Annotated in this window: 13 protein-coding genes, 8 tRNA genes and 3 rRNA genes; 21 read left to right on the top strand and 3 right to left on the bottom strand. The window is 42.4% G+C overall.

Annotation, left to right across the window (positions count from 1 at the left end):
- Window positions 1-151: 151 nt before the first annotated feature.
- On the top strand, window positions 152-1,201 hold the full coding sequence (locus RGB74_RS19160) for an Mrp/NBP35 family ATP-binding protein (protein WP_310760834.1): 1,050 nt from the start codon (window positions 152-154) through the stop codon (window positions 1,199-1,201).
- A gap of 28 nt (window positions 1,202-1,229) precedes the next feature.
- Here RGB74_RS19160 and gerD read toward each other — a convergent pair whose 3' ends face one another.
- Window positions 1,230-1,844: a spore germination lipoprotein GerD gene (gene gerD / locus RGB74_RS19155; RefSeq protein ID WP_310760833.1), complete on the bottom strand. Its 615-nt coding sequence runs from the start codon at window positions 1,842-1,844 to the stop codon at window positions 1,230-1,232.
- Between the two features lie 143 nt (window positions 1,845-1,987).
- On the opposite strand from gerD, the gene RGB74_RS19150 reads away from it, so the two are divergent.
- The gene (locus tag RGB74_RS19150) at window positions 1,988-2,590 is read left to right on the top strand and encodes a KinB-signaling pathway activation protein (protein WP_310760832.1); all 603 of its coding nucleotides are present in this window, start codon (window positions 1,988-1,990) and stop codon (window positions 2,588-2,590) included.
- A gap of 460 nt (window positions 2,591-3,050) precedes the next feature.
- Here the strand turns inward: RGB74_RS19150 and pdaB are convergent, their stop codons facing one another.
- Entirely contained in the window at window positions 3,051-3,812 is a 762-nt protein-coding gene (gene pdaB, locus RGB74_RS19145) for a polysaccharide deacetylase family sporulation protein PdaB (protein ID WP_310760831.1), read from the bottom strand.
- Between the two features lie 157 nt (window positions 3,813-3,969).
- Here pdaB and RGB74_RS19140 point away from each other — a divergent pair, with 157 nt between their 5' ends.
- The 13 genes from RGB74_RS19140 to rocF all read left to right on the top strand — a co-directional run bounded on the left by RGB74_RS19140 (window position 3,970) and on the right by rocF (window position 11,461).
- Complete coding sequence (locus RGB74_RS19140; RefSeq protein ID WP_310762930.1) at window positions 3,970-4,179, top strand: hypothetical protein; 210 nt, start codon at window positions 3,970-3,972, stop codon at window positions 4,177-4,179.
- A 254-nt stretch (window positions 4,180-4,433) separates the two neighbouring features.
- Window positions 4,434-5,983: ribosomal RNA gene (locus tag RGB74_RS19135) — 16S ribosomal RNA — on the top strand.
- Between the two features lie 269 nt (window positions 5,984-6,252).
- Window positions 6,253-9,188, top strand: a 23S ribosomal RNA gene (locus RGB74_RS19130).
- 161 nt (window positions 9,189-9,349) lie between these two features.
- A 5S ribosomal RNA gene (gene rrf / locus RGB74_RS19125) occupies window positions 9,350-9,465 on the top strand.
- Together the 16S, 23S and 5S rRNA genes with 8 tRNA genes alongside form the textbook arrangement of a ribosomal RNA operon.
- 56 nt (window positions 9,466-9,521) lie before the next feature.
- Window positions 9,522-9,596 (top strand) — tRNA-Asn (locus RGB74_RS19120).
- Window positions 9,597-9,608: 12 nt separating this feature from the next.
- Window positions 9,609-9,684 (top strand) — tRNA-Thr (locus RGB74_RS19115).
- Window positions 9,685-9,700: 16 nt separating this feature from the next.
- Window positions 9,701-9,775, top strand: a tRNA-Glu gene (locus tag RGB74_RS19110).
- A 12-nt stretch (window positions 9,776-9,787) separates the two neighbouring features.
- A tRNA-Val gene (locus RGB74_RS19105) sits at window positions 9,788-9,863 on the top strand.
- 11 nt (window positions 9,864-9,874) lie between these two features.
- A tRNA-Thr gene (locus tag RGB74_RS19100) sits at window positions 9,875-9,950 on the top strand.
- 56 nt (window positions 9,951-10,006) lie between these two features.
- A tRNA-Tyr gene (locus RGB74_RS19095) sits at window positions 10,007-10,091 on the top strand.
- Between the two features lie 45 nt (window positions 10,092-10,136).
- Window positions 10,137-10,210: transfer RNA gene (locus tag RGB74_RS19090), tRNA-Gly, on the top strand.
- Window positions 10,211-10,222: 12 nt separating this feature from the next.
- Window positions 10,223-10,298: transfer RNA gene (locus RGB74_RS19085), tRNA-Ala, on the top strand.
- A gap of 263 nt (window positions 10,299-10,561) precedes the next feature.
- Window positions 10,562-11,461, top strand: a complete 900-nt coding sequence (gene rocF, locus RGB74_RS19080; RefSeq protein ID WP_310760830.1) for an arginase — start codon at window positions 10,562-10,564, stop codon at window positions 11,459-11,461.
- Window positions 11,462-11,493: 32 nt separating this feature from the next.
- On the opposite strand, the gene RGB74_RS19075 is transcribed toward rocF, so the two are convergent.
- Window positions 11,494-11,676 (bottom strand): aspartyl-phosphate phosphatase Spo0E family protein, encoded by a 183-nt coding sequence (locus RGB74_RS19075; protein ID WP_310760829.1) that lies wholly within the window; start codon window positions 11,674-11,676, stop codon window positions 11,494-11,496.
- Window positions 11,677-11,874: 198 nt separating this feature from the next.
- On the opposite strand from RGB74_RS19075, the gene sigW reads away from it, so the two are divergent.
- The 6 genes from sigW (at window position 11,875) to glmS (ending at window position 19,111) form a co-directional block, all read left to right on the top strand.
- Complete coding sequence (gene sigW / locus RGB74_RS19070; protein ID WP_310760828.1) at window positions 11,875-12,450, top strand: RNA polymerase sigma factor SigW; 576 nt, start codon at window positions 11,875-11,877, stop codon at window positions 12,448-12,450.
- A gap of 6 nt (window positions 12,451-12,456) precedes the next feature.
- A complete protein-coding gene (locus RGB74_RS19065; RefSeq protein WP_310760827.1) occupies window positions 12,457-13,125 on the top strand; it encodes a zf-HC2 domain-containing protein in 669 nt (222 codons plus the stop codon).
- A gap of 270 nt (window positions 13,126-13,395) precedes the next feature.
- Window positions 13,396-14,229 carry a diadenylate cyclase CdaA gene (cdaA, locus tag RGB74_RS19060; protein ID WP_310760826.1) on the top strand — a complete coding sequence of 278 codons (834 nt, stop codon included), beginning with the start codon at window positions 13,396-13,398 and terminating at the stop codon, window positions 14,227-14,229.
- Window positions 14,213-15,466 (top strand): CdaR family protein, encoded by a 1,254-nt coding sequence (locus RGB74_RS19055; protein WP_310760825.1) that lies wholly within the window; start codon window positions 14,213-14,215, stop codon window positions 15,464-15,466. Before cdaA ends, RGB74_RS19055 begins: the two co-directional genes overlap by 17 nt.
- An 18-nt stretch (window positions 15,467-15,484) precedes the next feature.
- Window positions 15,485-16,825 carry a phosphoglucosamine mutase gene (gene glmM, locus RGB74_RS19050; RefSeq protein WP_310760824.1) on the top strand — a complete coding sequence of 447 codons (1,341 nt, stop codon included), beginning with the start codon at window positions 15,485-15,487 and terminating at the stop codon, window positions 16,823-16,825.
- Between the two features lie 483 nt (window positions 16,826-17,308).
- Window positions 17,309-19,111 carry a glutamine--fructose-6-phosphate transaminase (isomerizing) gene (glmS, locus tag RGB74_RS19045; RefSeq protein WP_310760823.1) on the top strand — a complete coding sequence of 601 codons (1,803 nt, stop codon included), beginning with the start codon at window positions 17,309-17,311 and terminating at the stop codon, window positions 19,109-19,111.
- Window positions 19,112-19,188: the final 77 nt, after the last annotated feature.

Genomic DNA, 19,188 nt, shown 5'->3' with positions numbered 1-19,188 from the left:
TTTCTTTTGGCAGTTTATTAAATGATTGTGTTCTTTAAAAGAAACTCCCCGGAACGGAAATCAAACTACTTCTTTAAAACCGCTTACATGCGAAAAAGGATGTTCATATGCTATACTGAAAAGGAATTTTACAGGTAAAGGATGTGTCTAAGTGCTTACAGAAGAAAAAGTCATTGAGCTACTAGGTTCTATTATAGATCCTTATTTACATAAAAGTGTTGTGGACTCCGGAAGCATTAGAGAAATAAAGATCAAAGAAGGATATGTCGGATTAAAACTAGCCCTTGCTCATACAGGTACACCTGAACAAATGCAGCTGCAGCAGCAAATTGTACAAGTACTAAAAAATGCAGGAGTAGAATCAGTCGGTCTTCGTTTTGAGAAAAGAGAAGATATTCAAACAGGCGAACAACAAGAAACACCGCAGCAGCCAGGAACTCCTTCACTTCTTTCAGGAAACAGCAAGACCGAGTTTATTGCGATCGCGAGTGGAAAAGGCGGAGTAGGGAAATCTACTGTCTCTGTTAACTTGGCGGTAGCTCTTGCTCGTTTAGGCAAGAAGGTAGGACTGATTGACGCTGATATTTACGGGTTCAGTGTTCCTGATATGATGGGAATTCAAGAACGCCCGAAAGTTAAAGGCGATCGCATTTTTCCTGTTGAACGATTTGGGGTAAAAGTGATTTCGATGGCATTTTTCGTGGAAGATAATGCCCCTGTCATTTGGCGCGGACCGATGCTAGGAAAGATGCTAATGAACTTCTTCAGCGAAGTCGAGTGGGGCGACTTAGATTATGTGCTTCTAGATCTGCCTCCTGGAACTGGTGATGTTGCATTAGATGTTCATAAGATGCTTCCGAGCTGTAAAGAAATCATTGTTACTACACCGCATGCAACTGCAGCATTTGTTGCAGCGCGAGCGGGTACAATGGCAATTAAGACGAACCATCAAGTACTCGGTATCGTAGAGAACATGTCTTATTTCCAAAGTGAAACAACAGGGGAAAAAGAATATGTATTCGGTAAAGATGGCGGGATGCGTTTAGCGGAAGAATTAAAAGTTCCATTGCTTGGCCAGATTCCTCTAGGTCAGCCTAAAGTGGACGAAGAAGACTTCGCACCGAGTGTTTATGAACGAACACACCCAATTGGTGAGCATTATATTAACATCGCTAAATCAGTTATTGAAAAGACAAAATAAGAAAAGGCCTCTCTTTATAGGGAGGCTTTTATTGTGTACTTTGTTCGCTTTTCTTAGCAGAAGCTTCTTTTTCCTTTTTTGAAATGGACTGATCAATTTCATCATGTGCCACTTTTTTAAGCATTTCTTGTATTTGAGCTTGAACGATTGGGCTGTTGAATGTTTCAAGCATTACTTTTTTCATTTCTTTCCTTACAGGCTGTGTATCAACAAGCGATAACAATTTTTGAGCCATTTGAGGATTTTGCATGATCTTCATAACCTCAGCTTGATATTGAGGATCTTTTATTAGTTCTTTCATCAGTTTTTCATGTTCTTTCCGCATACTTTTAGCAAATGCTGCTGAAAACTTAGGGTCTTTAAACTGCTTTTGCCAAAACTTTTCTCCTTTTTCAGAAAGAAGCTGCTTTTCAATCGTCTGTTTAATTACTTCTTGATCAACTAACATTTCTTGCTGAATTTCTTTATCGGATAATACTTCTTTGATGGCTTTTTTTCCTTCATCTGTTTTCAGCAAGTCAACGAGCATTTTCTTTTGTGTTTGGTAATCCATCTGGGAACTGCCTTGTGCTGTATTTTGAGCACAGCCAGTAAGACTGCCGGCTAGAATGATGCAAAAAAAGAACATATAAAGTTTTTTCAACGATTCCTCCTCCTTTCATTGGGTTCGTTACTGTTAGGATTGGTGTTTTGGACTTATTTATACTGGTTATTTAAAGGAAAACTGGCAATTTAAAAAGGACATTGGTACAATCGTTTACGGAGCATGTATGAGGGGGAAAACACGTGAAAATCAAAAGTTGGCTCTTTTTATTCTTTACTACACTCATCATTGGTATTATTGGTGCCATTGTAGTAGGTCTTTTCTTAAAATTGCCAGAAGGCGGCAGCTTTTTAGACTTTTTCTTATATATCCTTGGGTTAATCGGTTTTGGAGCTCTATTCAGTGTTTTTAGTCAAATGGGCTTTTTCGCGTATTTAACCGTTCATCGTTTTGGTTTGGGGATCTTTAAAAGCCACGGTCTTTGGAATGGTGTGCAACTTTTATTAATAGCAGTCGTATTGTTTGATTTGTTTTATTTAAGATATTCTTCTTTTCATAAAGAAGGGGAAAGTATTCTCAATTATATTGCCATTCCACTGCTTCTTTTAGCATATGGCATGATTGTTGCTTTCTTAAAAGTAAAACAAACGAACAATGTCGCATTTATTCCAACACTGTTCTTTATCACAGTAGTTACGGTTCTGGAGTGGGTGCCGGTTTTAAAAGAGAACAATACGTTATCTTTATGGATGGCATTTATTCCTTTGATCTTATGTAATACGTATCAAATATTGATGCTGCACAGATTGCTGCAATCTAATCAAAAAAAGCCTCTCGCTTCTTAACGTGCGAGGGCTTTTTTTAAGTTCATTGACAAGCGGCAAATCTCATTTTGTTTGCTTCATCGGTTACTTGTCGCATTCCGCACAGAGTGTGCAGGTGCTTAAGTTGGAGAAGTTGCAACTAGCTCGTTGTACTTTGCATCTGAATGAACATAAAAGATGGACTGAGATCGATTATTCATATTTTTTCGCGGTCAGGTTGTCGAAATTTGTAGAAAGACTTAATTGTTTTTTATGAGACTTAATTTAGATGAGTTAGACTTAATTTTCGAATATCAGACTTTATCTCGTTCTCAAGAAACTTAATCCTCTTTCAATTGACTTAATTAACGAAATCCATATACATTATCTAATTGGGGTCATGTCCTTAAGCAGGCTCTTAAAGGGTTATCGTATACAAAATGATCAGAAATCAAGAAAAGACCGATCTCCAAATGAAGAAGATCGGCCGTTTTTCCTTGTTTTAATTAACTTCCTTCGTATTTGCTGCTGTGTTTGCAATCATTTCACTGACACTTACAAGTTTAAATCCATCCGTTTTTAATTTTTCAATAATATGCGGCAGAGCTAAATGAGTTTGTTTAACAGAATCGGATGCATGTAACAAAATAATATCTCCAGCTTTTGTTCCGTCTGTAGCAGTTTCCACGATTTTATTTACACCAGGGTTTTTCCAGTCTTTCGTATCAATGCTCCAGTGCACAACTGTATGATGCAGGTCCTCAGAAATGTTTAAAACGCGATCATCAAAATTTCCGTTAGGCGGACGAAGAAGAGAAGTGGTCTTTCCAGAAACCTTTTTGATTTTTTCTTGAGCTAGAAGAATATCACGTTTAATCTGCTTATCTTCCCATTCTGTATAGCTTTTATATTGATAGCCCAGACTCGCCACTTCATGACCATCTTTTACAATTCGTTCTACAATTTCAGGGTGACGTTCCGCCCATGCTGCGGATAAGAAGAATGTACAGTTTTTTATGCCATTCTTTTTGAGTACATCCAATATTGGAGTAACCCGTTTATCACCCCAGCTAATGTCAAACGTCAAAGCCACTTTATTTCCCTTATCTTCTCCTTTATAGATCGCACGCGGTCCATCTTTTGATGAAAAAACGGATAACTGCTGCTGTCCTACAAAGGCGAGGGAGGCAGCAAAGAATGCTGCAAATACAACGACCATGTATTGTTTAAGTTTCTTGCCGTTAATAACATAAAAAAATTTCATAAAAACATATCCCCCTTGTCCATTATTCCTTACAAAATATTTATGAATTTCCGGACAAGATATGCAGAAAAATTTTCAAAGCTGAAAATAATAACGAACTCTTTTCCTGGCAACAATGATAAAAGGAATAAGAGCGGGGTGTTGTGTCTTGGTAGGGATGATGTTAAACCATCTGGAACTAAACGAATTTGAATATGTATTAAAAAAAGAGATGGAAGAAATACGGTATGATCTAGAGGATCAAAAACTTGATCATATCGTTAAACTCGTGCTCGAAGAAAGATATCAAGTCCTATATCGTTTGTTCTGCAGGTTCGCGAAACCGGCAGATTGCAGAAGATATATGAGAAAAACAGATGTTTTTTAATTTTTTCAGAAAAAGTGTTGACCATTATATAAATATGGTGGTATATTATTTCTTGTCGCTTTTACAAGGTGCGATTGAACAAAAAAAGATTCACTGAAAAAAGCTGTTGACATCAACTAGCCGACGGTGGTATCTTATAAAAGTCGCCAAAACGAGCGGCATTAAAAAAACAAGTTCTTTGAAAACTGAACAAAAGAAATAGGTAAGGAATTAAATTAATTCCGTCAGTTTTAAAATCGAGCAAGACAAACACTTTTATGGAGAGTTTGATCCTGGCTCAGGATGAACGCTGGCGGCGTGCCTAATACATGCAAGTCGAGCGAATGATGAGGAGCTTGCTCCTCTGATTTAGCGGCGGACGGGTGAGTAACACGTGGGTAATCTGCCTGTAAGACGGGGATAACTCCGGGAAACCGGGGCTAATACCGGATAATAAGAAGAAACGCATGTTTCTTTTTTGAAAGTCGGTTTCGGCTGACACTTACAGATGAGCCCGCGGCGCATTAGCTAGTTGGTGAGGTAACGGCTCACCAAGGCGACGATGCGTAGCCGACCTGAGAGGGTGATCGGCCACACTGGGACTGAGACACGGCCCAGACTCCTACGGGAGGCAGCAGTAGGGAATCTTCGGCAATGGGCGAAAGCCTGACCGAGCAACGCCGCGTGAGCGATGAAGGCCTTCGGGTCGTAAAGCTCTGTTGTTAGAGAAGAACAAGTACGAGAGTAACTGCTCGTACCTTGACGGTACCTAACCAGAAAGCCACGGCTAACTACGTGCCAGCAGCCGCGGTAATACGTAGGTGGCAAGCGTTATCCGGAATTATTGGGCGTAAAGCGCGCGCAGGCGGTCTCTTAAGTCTGATGTGAAAGCCCACGGCTCAACCGTGGAGGGTCATTGGAAACTGGGAGACTTGAGTGCAGGAGAGAAAAGTGGAATTCCACGTGTAGCGGTGAAATGCGTAGAGATGTGGAGGAACACCAGTGGCGAAGGCGGCTTTTTGGCCTGTAACTGACGCTGAGGCGCGAAAGCGTGGGGAGCAAACAGGATTAGATACCCTGGTAGTCCACGCCGTAAACGATGAGTGCTAGGTGTTGGGGGGTTCCACCCTCAGTGCTGAAGTTAACACATTAAGCACTCCGCCTGGGGAGTACGACCGCAAGGTTGAAACTCAAAGGAATTGACGGGGGCCCGCACAAGCAGTGGAGCATGTGGTTTAATTCGAAGCAACGCGAAGAACCTTACCAGGTCTTGACATCCTCTGACCACTCTAGAGATAGAGCTTTCCCCTTCGGGGGACAGAGTGACAGGTGGTGCATGGTTGTCGTCAGCTCGTGTCGTGAGATGTTGGGTTAAGTCCCGCAACGAGCGCAACCCTTGACCTTAGTTGCCAGCATTCAGTTGGGCACTCTAAGGTGACTGCCGGTGACAAACCGGAGGAAGGTGGGGATGACGTCAAATCATCATGCCCCTTATGACCTGGGCTACACACGTGCTACAATGGGTGGTACAAAGGGTTGCGAAGCCGCGAGGCCAAGCCAATCCCAAAAAGCCACTCTCAGTTCGGATTGTAGGCTGCAACTCGCCTACATGAAGCTGGAATTGCTAGTAATCGCGGATCAGCATGCCGCGGTGAATACGTTCCCGGGCCTTGTACACACCGCCCGTCACACCACGAGAGTTTGTAACACCCGAAGTCGGTGGGGTAACCCTTTTGGGAGCCAGCCGCCGAAGGTGGGACAGATGATTGGGGTGAAGTCGTAACAAGGTAGCCGTATCGGAAGGTGCGGCTGGATCACCTCCTTTCTATGGAGATTATGAGACAGCTAGTCTGTTTCGTAAGTACGCCTATTCTTCTTTTGTTCAGTTTTGAGAGAACTCAAAACTCTCAACTAAATAACATTTTTTCGTTCTTAAAGATCGGAAAGGTTATTTTAACTATGTTCTTTGAAAACTAGATATCGACATCCAAACAATATGCAAGGCAGATATATATTATTTATCTGCGCCAAGCAATAACTTTTTAAGTTAAGTTACGAGAAACGAAGAAATTCGAAGTTGATCGTAAGTTATAAGGTTAAGCTAGAAAGGGCGCACGGTGGATGCCTTGGCACTAGGAGCCGAAGAAGGACGGGACGAACACCGATATGCCTCGGGGAGCTGTAAGTAAGCATTGATCCGGGGATTTCCGAATGGGGGAACCCACCATCCGTAATGGGATGGTATCCATATCTGAATACATAGGGTATGAGAAGGCAGACCCGGGGAACTGAAACATCTAAGTACCCGGAGGAAGAGAAAGCAAATGCGATTTCCTGAGTAGCGGCGAGCGAAACGGAATCAGCCCAAACCAGAGGGCTTGCCCTCTGGGGTTGTAGGACACTCTATACGGAGTTACAAAGGAACGAGGTAGGTGAAGTGGTCTGGAAAGGCCAGCCGAAGAAGGTAACAGCCCTGTAGCTGAAACTTCGTTCCCTCCAGAGTGGATCCTGAGTACGGCGGGACACGTGAAACCCCGTCGGAATCCGGGAGGACCATCTCCCAAGGCTAAATACTCCCTAGTGACCGATAGTGAACCAGTACCGTGAGGGAAAGGTGAAAAGCACCCCGGAAGGGGAGTGAAATAGATCCTGAAACCGTGTGCCTACAAGTAGTCGGAGCCCATTAACGGGTGACGGCGTGCCTTTTGTAGAATGAACCGGCGAGTTACGATCCCGTGCAAGGTTAAGTTGAATAGACGGAGCCGCAGCGAAAGCGAGTCTGAATAGGGCGACATAGTACGTGGTCGTAGACCCGAAACCGTGTGATCTACCCATGTCCAGGGTGAAGTTCAGGTAACACTGAATGGAGGCCCGAACCCACGCACGTTGAAAAGTGCGGGGATGAGGTGTGGGTAGGGGTGAAATGCCAATCGAACACGGAGATAGCTGGTTCTCCCCGAAATAGCTTTAGGGCTAGCCTCGCGGCAAGATTCCTGGAGGTAGAGCACTGATTGGACTAGGGGCCCCCACAGGGTTACCGAATTCAGTCAAACTCCGAATGCCAGAGAATTATCCGCGGGAGTCAGACTGCGAGTGATAAGATCCGTAGTCAAAAGGGAAACAGCCCAGACCATCAGCTAAGGTCCCAAAGTATACGTTAAGTGGCAAAGGATGTGGAGTTGCCCAGACAACCAGGATGTTGGCTTAGAAGCAGCCACCATTTAAAGAGTGCGTAATAGCTCACTGGTCGAGTGACTCTGCGCCGAAAATGTAACGGGGCTAAACGTATCACCGAAGCTATGGCTTGTACCGTATGGTACAGGGGTAGGGGAGCGTTCGAAGTGCAGCGAAGTCAGACCGGAAGGACTGGTGGAGCGCTTTGAAGTGAGAATGCCGGTATGAGTAGCGAAAGACAAGTGAGAATCTTGTCCATCGAAAGCCTAAGGTTTCCTGAGGAAGGCTCGTCCGCTCAGGGTTAGTCGGGGCCTAAGCCGAGGCTGAAAAGCGTAGGCGATGGATAACAGGTTGATATTCCTGTACCACTTCCTTTCCGTTTGAACGATGGGGGGACGCAGTAAGGTAGGGTGAGCGCACTGATGGAATAGTGCGTCTAAGCAGTTAGGCTGTTGGATAGGCAAATCCGTCCAACGTGAAGGCTGAGCTGTGATGGCGAGGGAAATTTAGTACCGAAGTCCCTGATCCTACACTGCCAAGAAAAGCCTCTAGTGAGGAAAGATGTGCCCGTACCGCAAACCGACACAGGTAGGCGAGGAGAGAATCCTAAGATGATCGGGAGAACTCTCGTTAAGGAACTCGGCAAAATGACCCCGTAACTTCGGGAGAAGGGGTGCTCTGATAGGGTTTATCGCCCGAGAGAGCCGCAGTGAATAGATCCAAGCGACTGTTTAGCAAAAACACAGGTCTCTGCGAAACCGCAAGGTGAAGTATAGGGGCTGACACCTGCCCGGTGCTGGAAGGTTAAGAGGAGGGGTTATCCTTTTAGGAGAAGCTCTGAATTGAAGCCCCAGTAAACGGCGGCCGTAACTATAACGGTCCTAAGGTAGCGAAATTCCTTGTCGGGTAAGTTCCGACCCGCACGAAAGGTGTAACGACTTGGATACTGTCTCAACGAGAGACCCGGTGAAATTATAGTACCTGTGAAGATGCAGGTTACCCGCGACAGGACGGAAAGACCCCATGGAGCTTTACTGCAACTTGATATTGGATTTTGGTACAGCTTGTACAGGATAGGTAGGAGCCTGAGAAGCCGGAGCGCCAGCTTCGGTGGAGGCGTCGGTGGGATACTACCCTGGCTGTATTGAAATTCTAACCTAGAACCGTGATCCGGTTCAGAGACAGTGTCAGGTGGGCAGTTTGACTGGGGCGGTCGCCTCCTAAACAGTAACGGAGGCGCCCAAAGGTTCCCTCAGAATGGTTGGAAATCATTCGCAGAGTGTAAAGGCACAAGGGAGCTTGACTGCGAGACCTACAAGTCGAGCAGGGACGAAAGTCGGGCTTAGTGATCCGGTGGTTCCGCATGGAAGGGCCATCGCTCAACGGATAAAAGCTACCCTGGGGATAACAGGCTTATCTCCCCCAAGAGTCCACATCGACGGGGAGGTTTGGCACCTCGATGTCGGCTCATCGCATCCTGGGGCTGAAGTAGGTCCCAAGGGTTGGGCTGTTCGCCCATTAAAGCGGTACGCGAGCTGGGTTCAGAACGTCGTGAGACAGTTCGGTCCCTATCCGTCGCGGGCGCAGGAAATTTGAGAGGAGCTGTCCTTAGTACGAGAGGACCGGGATGGACACACCGCTGGTGTACCAGTTGTTCCGCCAGGGGCATAGCTGGGTAGCTACGTGTGGACGGGATAAGTGCTGAAAGCATCTAAGCATGAAGCCCCCCTCAAGATGAGATTTCCATCACGTCAAGTGAGTAAGACCCCTTAGAGATGATGAGGTTGATAGGTCTGGTGTGGAAGCGTGGCGACACGTGGAGCTGACAGATACTAATCGGTCGAGGGCTTATCCTTAAAAAAGCATAACGTTTGGAAACGTCGTATCTAGTTTTGAGAGAGCATGCATATTGATTTTAAAAATCGATAAAGATTCTCTTGATTTCTATAATGAAATATTATAAAATTTATCTTGTCCAACAGGATAAAGATTTTAAGATGTTACATATGTAACTTGGTCCAGTGATGATGGCGAAGAGGTCACACCCGTTCCCATACCGAACACGGAAGTTAAGCTCTTCAGCGCCGATGGTAGTTGGGGGTCTCCCCCTGTTAGAGTAGGACGTCGCTGGGCTATAGTCTTAAAATTAAAAGGATTTCCGTTTAGTGGATTGTATATTATTATGTTATTCCACAGTAGCTCAGTGGTAGAGCTATCGGCTGTTAACCGATCGGTCGCAGGTTCGAGTCCTGCCTGTGGAGCCATTTACTTTCTTTGCTTCCATAGCTCAGCAGGTAGAGTGCTTCCATGGTAAGGAAGAGGTCACCGGTTCGAGCCCGGTTGGAAGCTCCATATAAATAAAATAAATGGCCCGTTGGTCAAGCGGTTAAGACACCGCCCTTTCACGGCGGTAACACGGGTTCGAATCCCGTACGGGTCACCATATATTTTTCACGGAGGATTAGCTCAGCTGGGAGAGCACCTGCCTTACAAGCAGGGGGTCGGCGGTTCGAACCCGTCATCCTCCACCATTTATTTACTTGCCGGTTTAGCTCAATTGGTAGAGCAACTGACTTGTAATCAGTAGGTTGGGGGTTCAAGTCCTCTAGCCGGCACCATCAATTTTATTTTAACAAAAAATTAAATTGATAATGTTAGTCTTTTTTTTATATGTGGAGGGGTAGCGAAGTGGCTAAACGCGGCGGACTGTAAATCCGCTCCCTCCGGGTTCGGCGGTTCGAATCCGTCCCCCTCCACCATTTTTGTATAACTTCTAGAAACATAGGTAATAATTTTTTAATACTGCGGGTGTAGTTTAATGGTAAAACAAGAGCCTTCCAAGCTCTGGTCGTGAGTTCGATTCTCATCACCCGCTCCATTATCTTTTGTTGGGGCTTTAGCTCAGCTGGGAGAGCGCCTGCCTTGCACGCAGGAGGTCAGCGGTTCGATCCCGCTAAGCTCCACCATATACATAACTAATGACAATTCAGGCTGATGCCTGAATTTTTTTTATTGAATCGCAAGAAAGAAAACAAGAGAACACAACTGTTTGAAGATGGACGATTCCATCTTCATTTTTTAATTTAACTAATAAATATGTATTTCACTTCCGAAAGTCCTTATATTTTAGTATATCTATGCAAATTTTTGTCCAGTTGAACCATGAAAACCCTTACATATACAATAGACATAGGTATTTGTTTCTTTGTAATAAGGGAGGAAGAAAGAAATGAAGAAAGATATAACAATGATCGGTGTTCCAGTGGATTTAGGACAAATGCGCCGCGGTGTGGATATGGGACCAAGTGCCATCAGATATGCGGGGATTGTAGAGCGATTAGAAAACCTTCATTATAGAGTTGAAGATATGGGGAATATTGAAATCGCACTTCCTGAAAAACAGGATACAGCGAACGATGGAAAATTAAAAAACTTAAACGGTGTAATTGAGGCGAGTGAAAAACTTTCAGAAGCCGTTTCAGGAGTAATAAAATCAAATAAATTTCCACTCGTTTTAGGTGGAGATCATAGTATAGCTATCGGTACTTTAGCTGGGGTATCTAAGCATTATAAAAACCTTGGGGTAATCTGGTATGATGCCCATGGTGATTTGAATACGGCAGATACTTCTCCAAGCGGAAATATTCATGGTATGCCATTGGCGGCGAGTATAGGAATTGGCCATGAAAAGCTAACGAATATTAGCGGCTATGCTCCTAAAATTAAGCCTGAAAATATTGTAATTATCGGTGCGCGTTCTCTTGATGAAGGAGAAAGAGAACTCATTAAGGAAAAAGGCATTAGAGTATATACGATGCATGAAATTGATCGTCTTGGTATGACCAAAGTTATGGAAGAGGCGATTGAATACCTATCACATACAGATGGTGTTCATTTGAGCTTAGATCTTGATGGATTGGATCCTCATGATGCTCCAGGCGTAGGGACTCCTGTTCTTGGAGGAATTAGTTACAGAGAGAGTCATTTGGCTATGGAGATGCTTGCTGAAGCAGAAATTATTACTTCTGCTGAATTTGTAGAAGTAAATCCAATTCTCGATGAGAAAAACAAAACGGCTACAGTTGCTGTAGCTTTAATGGGATCTTTATTTGGTGAAAAACTTTTATAAATCTATAGTAAATGAAACAGTTGCTTCTGTATTTACGGGAGCAACTTTTCTTTATCATTTATAGTATCGTTGATTCTTTGGTACTGATTGAGTAGTTGATCGATTTCTTGAGAGAGTTCAACAACTTCCTCCGCAATTAAAGGAAGATGTTTTGATAACTCATTCATCTGCTGCCGGGAGTGTTCAATTTGTTCAATTAATACATCTCTATACATAGAATAACACCTCTCTAATGGGATAATTATTTTATAAACTTAATATTCCCAGGCATGTTTTTTTCAAAACCCCATTTTTAGAAAATTATACCTTTTCATTTCGTCAAATTCCGCGGCATGATAAAATAAAAAAAGAATAAAAGATGTTGAAACTTATTTCTGAAACAAACGTAAATAAAATCCGAGTGGTGATAATGAATGGATGCCTTAATAGCGAATATGGTTGCCCAAGTGAAAAAAGGGGACCAAGAAGCGTTTGAAGGCATTGTCGACCTTTTTAAAGATAAAATATACCGGCATTGTTTCCGGATGGTCGGCAATGGACATGAAGCAGAAGATTTAGCACAAGAAACTTTTTTAAAAGCTTACCGTAATATTGATAAATACAATAACGATTTTAAATTTTCAACTTGGATCTTTAGAATTGCAACAAACTTATGCATCGACCGATTAAGGAAAAAGAAGCCTGATTATTATTTAGATGCAGAAGTTCCGGGGACAGAAGGGGCGAACATGTATAGCCAGCTTGCTGTTGAAGATCCACTGCCTGAAGAGGTTGTAACCGAGAATGAACGCAAAAACGAATTGCAGCAAGAGATTATGAAATTACCTGAAAAATATCGGACAGCAATCATACTCAAATATGTAGAAGATCTATCATTAGAGGAAATAAGCCAGATCATGGATATTCCAGTTCCGACTGTAAAAACCCGTATACATCGAGGACGGGAAGCATTAAAAAAAGTATTCCAAATGGTTGTAAAAACGAGGTGACGATCAATGCAGTGTGAAGTTTCAACCTATGATGAATTGATGAATAAAGTACTGGATCACGAGGCAACTCCTGAAGAGGAACGCCAATTCTATGCACATTTGGAAGAGTGTGATTCATGTAAATTTGAGTATGAAATGCTAACAGGTACACTAAAAGAATTGCAGATAGAAACGGATTTAAAAGCCCCAGAGGGTTTTACGAAAGCCGTAATGGCAAAACTGCCAAGAGAAAAGCAGGCATTTAGATGGAAGCGATGGATGCAGCACCATCCGGCTCTAACAGCGGCAGCTATTTTTATGATATTTATGGCAGCTTCAGTGTTTACGACATTCAATCAAGAAGAATTAGCGGTTGTGAAAGGACAAGGAAATCTGGAGATCCAGAAAGCAGACCGAATGGTTATCGTTCCAAAAGGAGAAACCATTAAAGGTGACCTTGTCGTTAAAAATGCTGATGTCCGGATTGAAGGAAAAGTAGATGGTAATGTAACTGTCATCAAAGGAAATCAATACGTAGCCTCAGCAGGCGAAGTAACAGGTCACAGTCAAGAAATAGAACAAGTTGTCGAATGGGTATGGTACAAGTTGAAATCTATATTTACGACAAAACAAGAATCTATGGGTAGTGGGTATGATAAGCCGTTGTCTGACGGCTTTTTTTATATTGTTGATTGATAAACGGCGAATCTCTTTGTCATTTTCATTTTTTCGGTGCTCATGTAGGAAAAACTACACGCTGCTCCCCGGAAACTTCACTTCCTCGATCTTCTTGTTTTTAAGTGAACAAATGATAGGGAAGATAAACGGAGAGACTCGTTGTCATGAATCTATTTATCAGCTTCCATGCTCAGTTTTCTAAATAATGAGGTATGCTATAATAAATAAGTTAAATCTATTTTGAAACTTCAGCTTGGAAATCATAGTAACCGAGTTGGGAGGGAAGATATGTTACCAATCGCAAACTTTAATATTTTTAATTACATTACACAAATCATTGATATTTTATTGGTGACCTACGTCATTTATAAGCTGATCATGCTGATCCGCGGAACGAAAGCCGTTCAATTGTTAAAAGGGATAAGCGTTATCATTGTTGTATGGTTTTTAAGCAGTGCGTTTGATCTTCGTACGATGTCTTGGTTAATGGACAAAGTCATTACATACGGATTGCTTGCCATCATTATCATTTTCCAGCCTGAACTCCGGCGTGCACTCGAACAGCTAGGGCGAGGAAAGTTCTTCTCCAGAGCAGGAATTCCTGAAGAAGAGGAAATTGAAAAATCGATTGCAGCCGTCGTAAAGTCAACAAACTACATGTCAAAGCGCCGAATTGGTGCCATTATTTCGATTGAAAGAGAAACGGGATTGAGTGAATATGTGGAAACGGGGATCCCGATAAAAGGTGAGCTTACATCCGAGCTCTTAACGAATATTTTTGTTCCAAATACACCACTGCATGATGGGGCTGTTATTATCAAGCAAAGTCAAGTTTATGCAGCGGGATGCTATCTGCCGCTTACAGAAAGTCCGTTCGTCTCAAAAGAACTTGGAACAAGACATAGAGCGGCACTTGGAATCAGTGAGGTAACAGATGCAGTAACGGTTATCGTTTCAGAGGAAACAGGCACGATCTCTCTTACGAAGAATGGAGAGATTTATCGTAACTTAGAGGAAGAATCGTTAAAGAATTTATTAAATGCGGAATTAATTATTTCACATAAGTCTACTTCCTCAAATCGCTGGAATTGGAGGGGGAAGAAAAATGGACAAACTCCTTAATAGTTCATGGTTTGTAAAAATCATTGCTTTCCTCCTTGCTCTAATGATGTACACAGTGGTTTCCATGGAAACACAAGAAGAAGCGACAAACCGTACATTCTGGACAAAAATGTATAAAGAAAGCGAAACACTACAGAATATACCGATCAAACCTTACTTTAATGAACAGAACTTTGTACTGACTGATCTGCCTGCTTCAGTAGATGTTACTTTAAGCGGATCGAGCCGTTTAATTACAAAAGCGACAAAAGTCGATAAAAATTTCGAAGCCTATATTGACTTAACAGATAAGAAGCCTGGAGATAACAGGGTGAAGGTACAGGTAAACGGGTTGCCAGATGGAGTAGAAGCGAAAGTTAAGCCAGCTTACGTCAATGTAACACTTCATAAGAAAATTACAAAAGAGCTGCCAGTCAACGTTGATTTGAAAAATACAAAAAAACTTCCAGAAGGCTATACAACGGGGGATGTTGAATACACACCTAAATCCGTTAAAGTAACGGGTGCGGAAGGCATGGTAAATCAGATCTCATTTATTTCCGGCTATATTGATGTCGGCAAAGCAAATGAAGCAGTAAGAGCAAAAGTTCCTTTGCGAGCGTATAATCAACAAGGTGATCTTATTGATGTGAAAATTGATCCAGCAGTTGCTGATGTGAATGTACCGATAAAAAAACCGCAAAAAACGGTACCAATTTCAATAGAGACGAAAGGTCAATTAGAAGAGGGGCTTAAGCTTGCATCTGTCACCTCTAGTCCTAAAGAACTCACACTTACTGGTACGACTTCTGCATTAAACCAATATGATGCTTACAAAGGCATTTCAATAGATTTAAGCAAGATTAAGAAAGATACAACCTTAACCGTTGATGTCCCTGTTCCTGAAGGCATTGAAACGGTTTCGAGAAAAGAAGTAACCGTCACTGTAGATGTTGAGGAAGAAGAAGTAACTAGAACCTTTACAGATGTACCTTTAAAATTGCTGGGTGTAGATGAGAACAAAAAAGCTACCTTTATAGATCCAGCAGAAGGCAAGGGTGATGTTACAGTAAAAGGTAAAAAAGAAGTCCTTGATTCTATAGATAAAGCAGACCTGCAGGGTATTGTAGACGTCAGCAAACTGGAACAAGGCAAATATGATGTAGAAATTGATTGGAAAAATCCTGCTGATATTGATCTGACTGAAGCAGTTCAAGAAGCCAGTGTGGAAATACAAACCGAAACTAGCAGTCAATAGATGAAGGAGAGAGCAGTAATGGGAAAATATTTTGGTACAGATGGTGTGAGAGGCGTAGCAAACTCGGAGCTTACACCTGAACTTGCTTTTAAATTAGGACGTTTTGGAGGATATGTTTTAACGAAGGATGTAAAAAAGCCAAAGATCCTAATCGGACGAGATACACGAATTTCAGGACAAATGCTCGAGGGAGCACTTATAGCGGGACTTTTATCAATCGGTGCAGAAGTTATGCGTTTAGGTGTAATTTCTACTCCAGGTGTTGCCTATTTAACAAAGATACAGGGTGCACAAGCTGGAGTAATGATTTCAGCTTCTCATAATCCAGTCGCAGATAACGGGATAAAATTCTTTGGAGCTGATGGCTTTAAGCTATTAGACGAGCAAGAAGCTGAAATCGAAGCTTTACTTGATAAAGAAACGGATGAACTGCCGCGCCCTACCGGTGGTGATTTAGGCTCTGTCAGCGACTATTTCGAAGGCGGACAAAAGTACTTGCAATATTTAAAACAAACGATTCCTGGAGATTTCTCAGGATTGCATATTGCTCTTGATTGCGCACATGGAGCGACTTCATCACATGCTCCACATCTTTTTGCGGATCTTGAGGCAGATATCTCAACAATGGGCACTAGTCCGAACGGATTGAATATCAATGATGGTGTTGGAAGTACACATCCTGAAAAGCTGGCTGAACTTGTAAAAGAAAAAGGGTGTGACATGGGGTTAGCATTTGATGGTGATGGAGACAGATTGATTGGAATCGATGAAAATGGAGATATTGTAGACGGTGACCAAATCATGTTCATCTGTGCAAAATACCTAAAAGAGCAAGGACGTCTTAAAGAAGATACAGTTGTATCCACGGTTATGAGCAACCTTGGTTTTTATAAAGCAGTTGAAGCAAATGGTTTAAAATCTGCACAAACGGCTGTTGGCGATCGCTATGTTATGGAAGAAATGCGCAAAAACAATTTTAATCTTGGCGGAGAGCAGTCTGGGCATATTATTTTCTTAGACTACACAACAACAGGTGACGGTTTGTTATCTGGTATCCAGCTAGCTTCAATTGTTAAAGCAACAGGTAAACCTCTTTCTGAGCTAGCAGCTGAAATGGAGAAGTTTCCTCAGCTATTAGTGAATGTTAAAGTAGCGGACAAATCAAAACTAAGCGGGAACGAAGGAATCAAAACAGCGATCGACAAAGTGGAAACTGAGCTTGAAGGCAACGGAAGAGTGCTTGTACGACCTTCAGGAACTGAGCCGCTTGTACGTGTAATGGTGGAAGCTCCTAGCGAAGAACTGTGCGAAAAGTATGCTGATGAAATTGTAGAAGTCGTTAAAAAAGAGTTAGTATAAAAAACAGCATTCATCCCCAGAAACGTAAAAAAGGCTCGAAACATATGCATATGCGGCTCACACAACGAGCTGTGTATGCATACTTTTTTATTATGCAGCTAATCAAGGTTCGATTTTTTCAGAAATCGGGAAATAATAATAATTGACGGTTGCGAAAAACACGTGTATGATTATTTTTGTTTACTCTAAAAAAAGGAAGGAGTTTACAATTATATCTTCATTTAAAAGCGCCTGAACTGCTGACCGGAAAAGAGCAGTTGACGAGGAAGAGGTTCATCGATTATTCGGCGGATGCCTCTCGGAACAATCACTTCCGTAAGCTTTTGTTCAAACCAGGTAAGGTGACTTCCTGTACAAAGACGAAAGCAAGTGACAAACCCAAAATACAAATAGAAAACATAGGTGGGGTTGTGAGCCCCGCTCACGGCCCCCCCTGTGAAAGCTGTCAGCAGAGCGTGATGGCTTTAAGGAGGACGTTTATTTATGTGTGGAATCGTAGGTTATATTGGAAATCAGGATGCAAAAGAAATCTTATTGCGTGGTCTTGAAAAGTTAGAATACCGCGGATATGACTCAGCAGGAATCGCAGTATTGAACGAAGACGGAGTTCACGTGTTTAAAGAAAAAGGGCGTATCGCTAACCTTCGTGAAGGTGTAGATCTTAGTGTTGAAGCACCAGTAGGAATCGGTCATACACGTTGGGCTACACACGGGGTTCCAAGCAAAGTGAATTCGCATCCACACCAAAGTTCAACAGAACGTTTTACATTAGTGCACAATGGTGTAATCGAAAACTATGAACAAGTGAAGAAACAATACCTTTCAAGTGTAACAATGCTGTCTGATACAGATACTGAGATTATCGTTCAGCTTGTCGAGTATTTCGTAAATGAAGGTATGGAAGTGGAAGAAGCTTTCCGACGCACATTGTCAGAACTTAAAGGTTCTTATGCGATCGGTCTTCTAGACAACGAAAACCCTGAAACCATCTATGTTGGAAAAAACAAAAGTCCGTTATTGGTAGGTCTTGGTGAAGGATTTAACGTTATTGCAAGTGATGCAATGGCAATGCTTTCTCAAACAAATCAATACGTTGAATTAATGGATAAAGAAATTGTAATTGTAAAAAGTGACAGCTGCACAATCAAAACGCTTGATGGAACAGTTGTAGAACGCGAACATTATACAGCAGAACTTGATGCAAGCGACATCGAGAAAGGTACGTATCCTCATTTTATGTTAAAAGAAATTGATGAGCAGCCTTTCGTAATGCGTAACATTATTAATCAATACCAAAACGAAGACGGAAACCTTAAGCTTGATGACGATATTCGTGCAGCTATGAAAGGTGCAGACCGTATTTATATTGTAGCGTGTGGAACTAGCTACCATGCTGGACTAGTTGGAAAACAGCTGATTGAAAACATCGCAAACATTCCTGTAGAAACACACATTGCGAGTGAGTTCGTTTATAACATGCCGCTGTTATCTGAAAAGCCATTGTTCATTTTTATTTCTCAATCAGGTGAGACTGCAGACAGCCGTGCCGTATTAGTTGAGATCAAAAGACTAGGTCACAAAGCTTTAACGATTACAAACGTACCAGGATCAACGCTTTCCCGTGAAGCAGATTATACACTTAACTTGTATGCTGGTCCTGAAATCGCGGTTGCATCTACAAAAGCTTACACAGCACAAATTGCTGTACTTGCTATTTTAGCGGTTGACTCTGCTCGTGCAAAAGGACTTGAGTTGGAATTCAATCCGCTTCAAGAGCTTGCAATTGTAGCGAATGCAATTGAAGTTTTATGCAATCAAAAAGAAGAGATGGAGAAAATTGCACGCGAATACTTAGCAGTAACACGCAACTGTTTCTTCATTGGCCGTTCTGTTGACTTCTACGTATGTCTAGAAGGATCTCTTAAGCTAAAAGAAATCTCTTACATCCAAGCAGAAGGTTTTGCTGGTGGAGAATTAAAGCACGGTACAATTGCATTGATCGAAGAAGGTACACCAGTTATCGCTCTAGCTACACAAGAACACGTTAACTTAAGTATCCGCGGTAACGTGAAAGAGGTAGCGGCACGCGGCGCTTATACATGCGTGATCTCTATGGACGGATTACAAGAAGAAGACGATCGCATCGTACTTCCTAAAATCCACCCATACTTAACACCGCTAGTATCTGTAGTACCTATGCAGCTGATTTCTTACTATGCAGCGCTTCACCGCGACTGTGACGTAGATAAGCCGCGTAACCTAGCTAAATCAGTAACCGTTGAATAGAAATGAACTGAAAATAATCAAACCCATCTCCGATAATGGAGATGGGTTTTTTTGTTGTGAATTGAGACAGTTAGGTT

This window comes from Bacillus sp. NEB1478 (genome assembly GCF_031582965.1).
GTDB lineage: Bacteria > Bacillota > Bacilli > Bacillales > Fictibacillaceae > Fictibacillus.
This window is presented reverse-complemented; position numbering and strand designations above follow the sequence as displayed.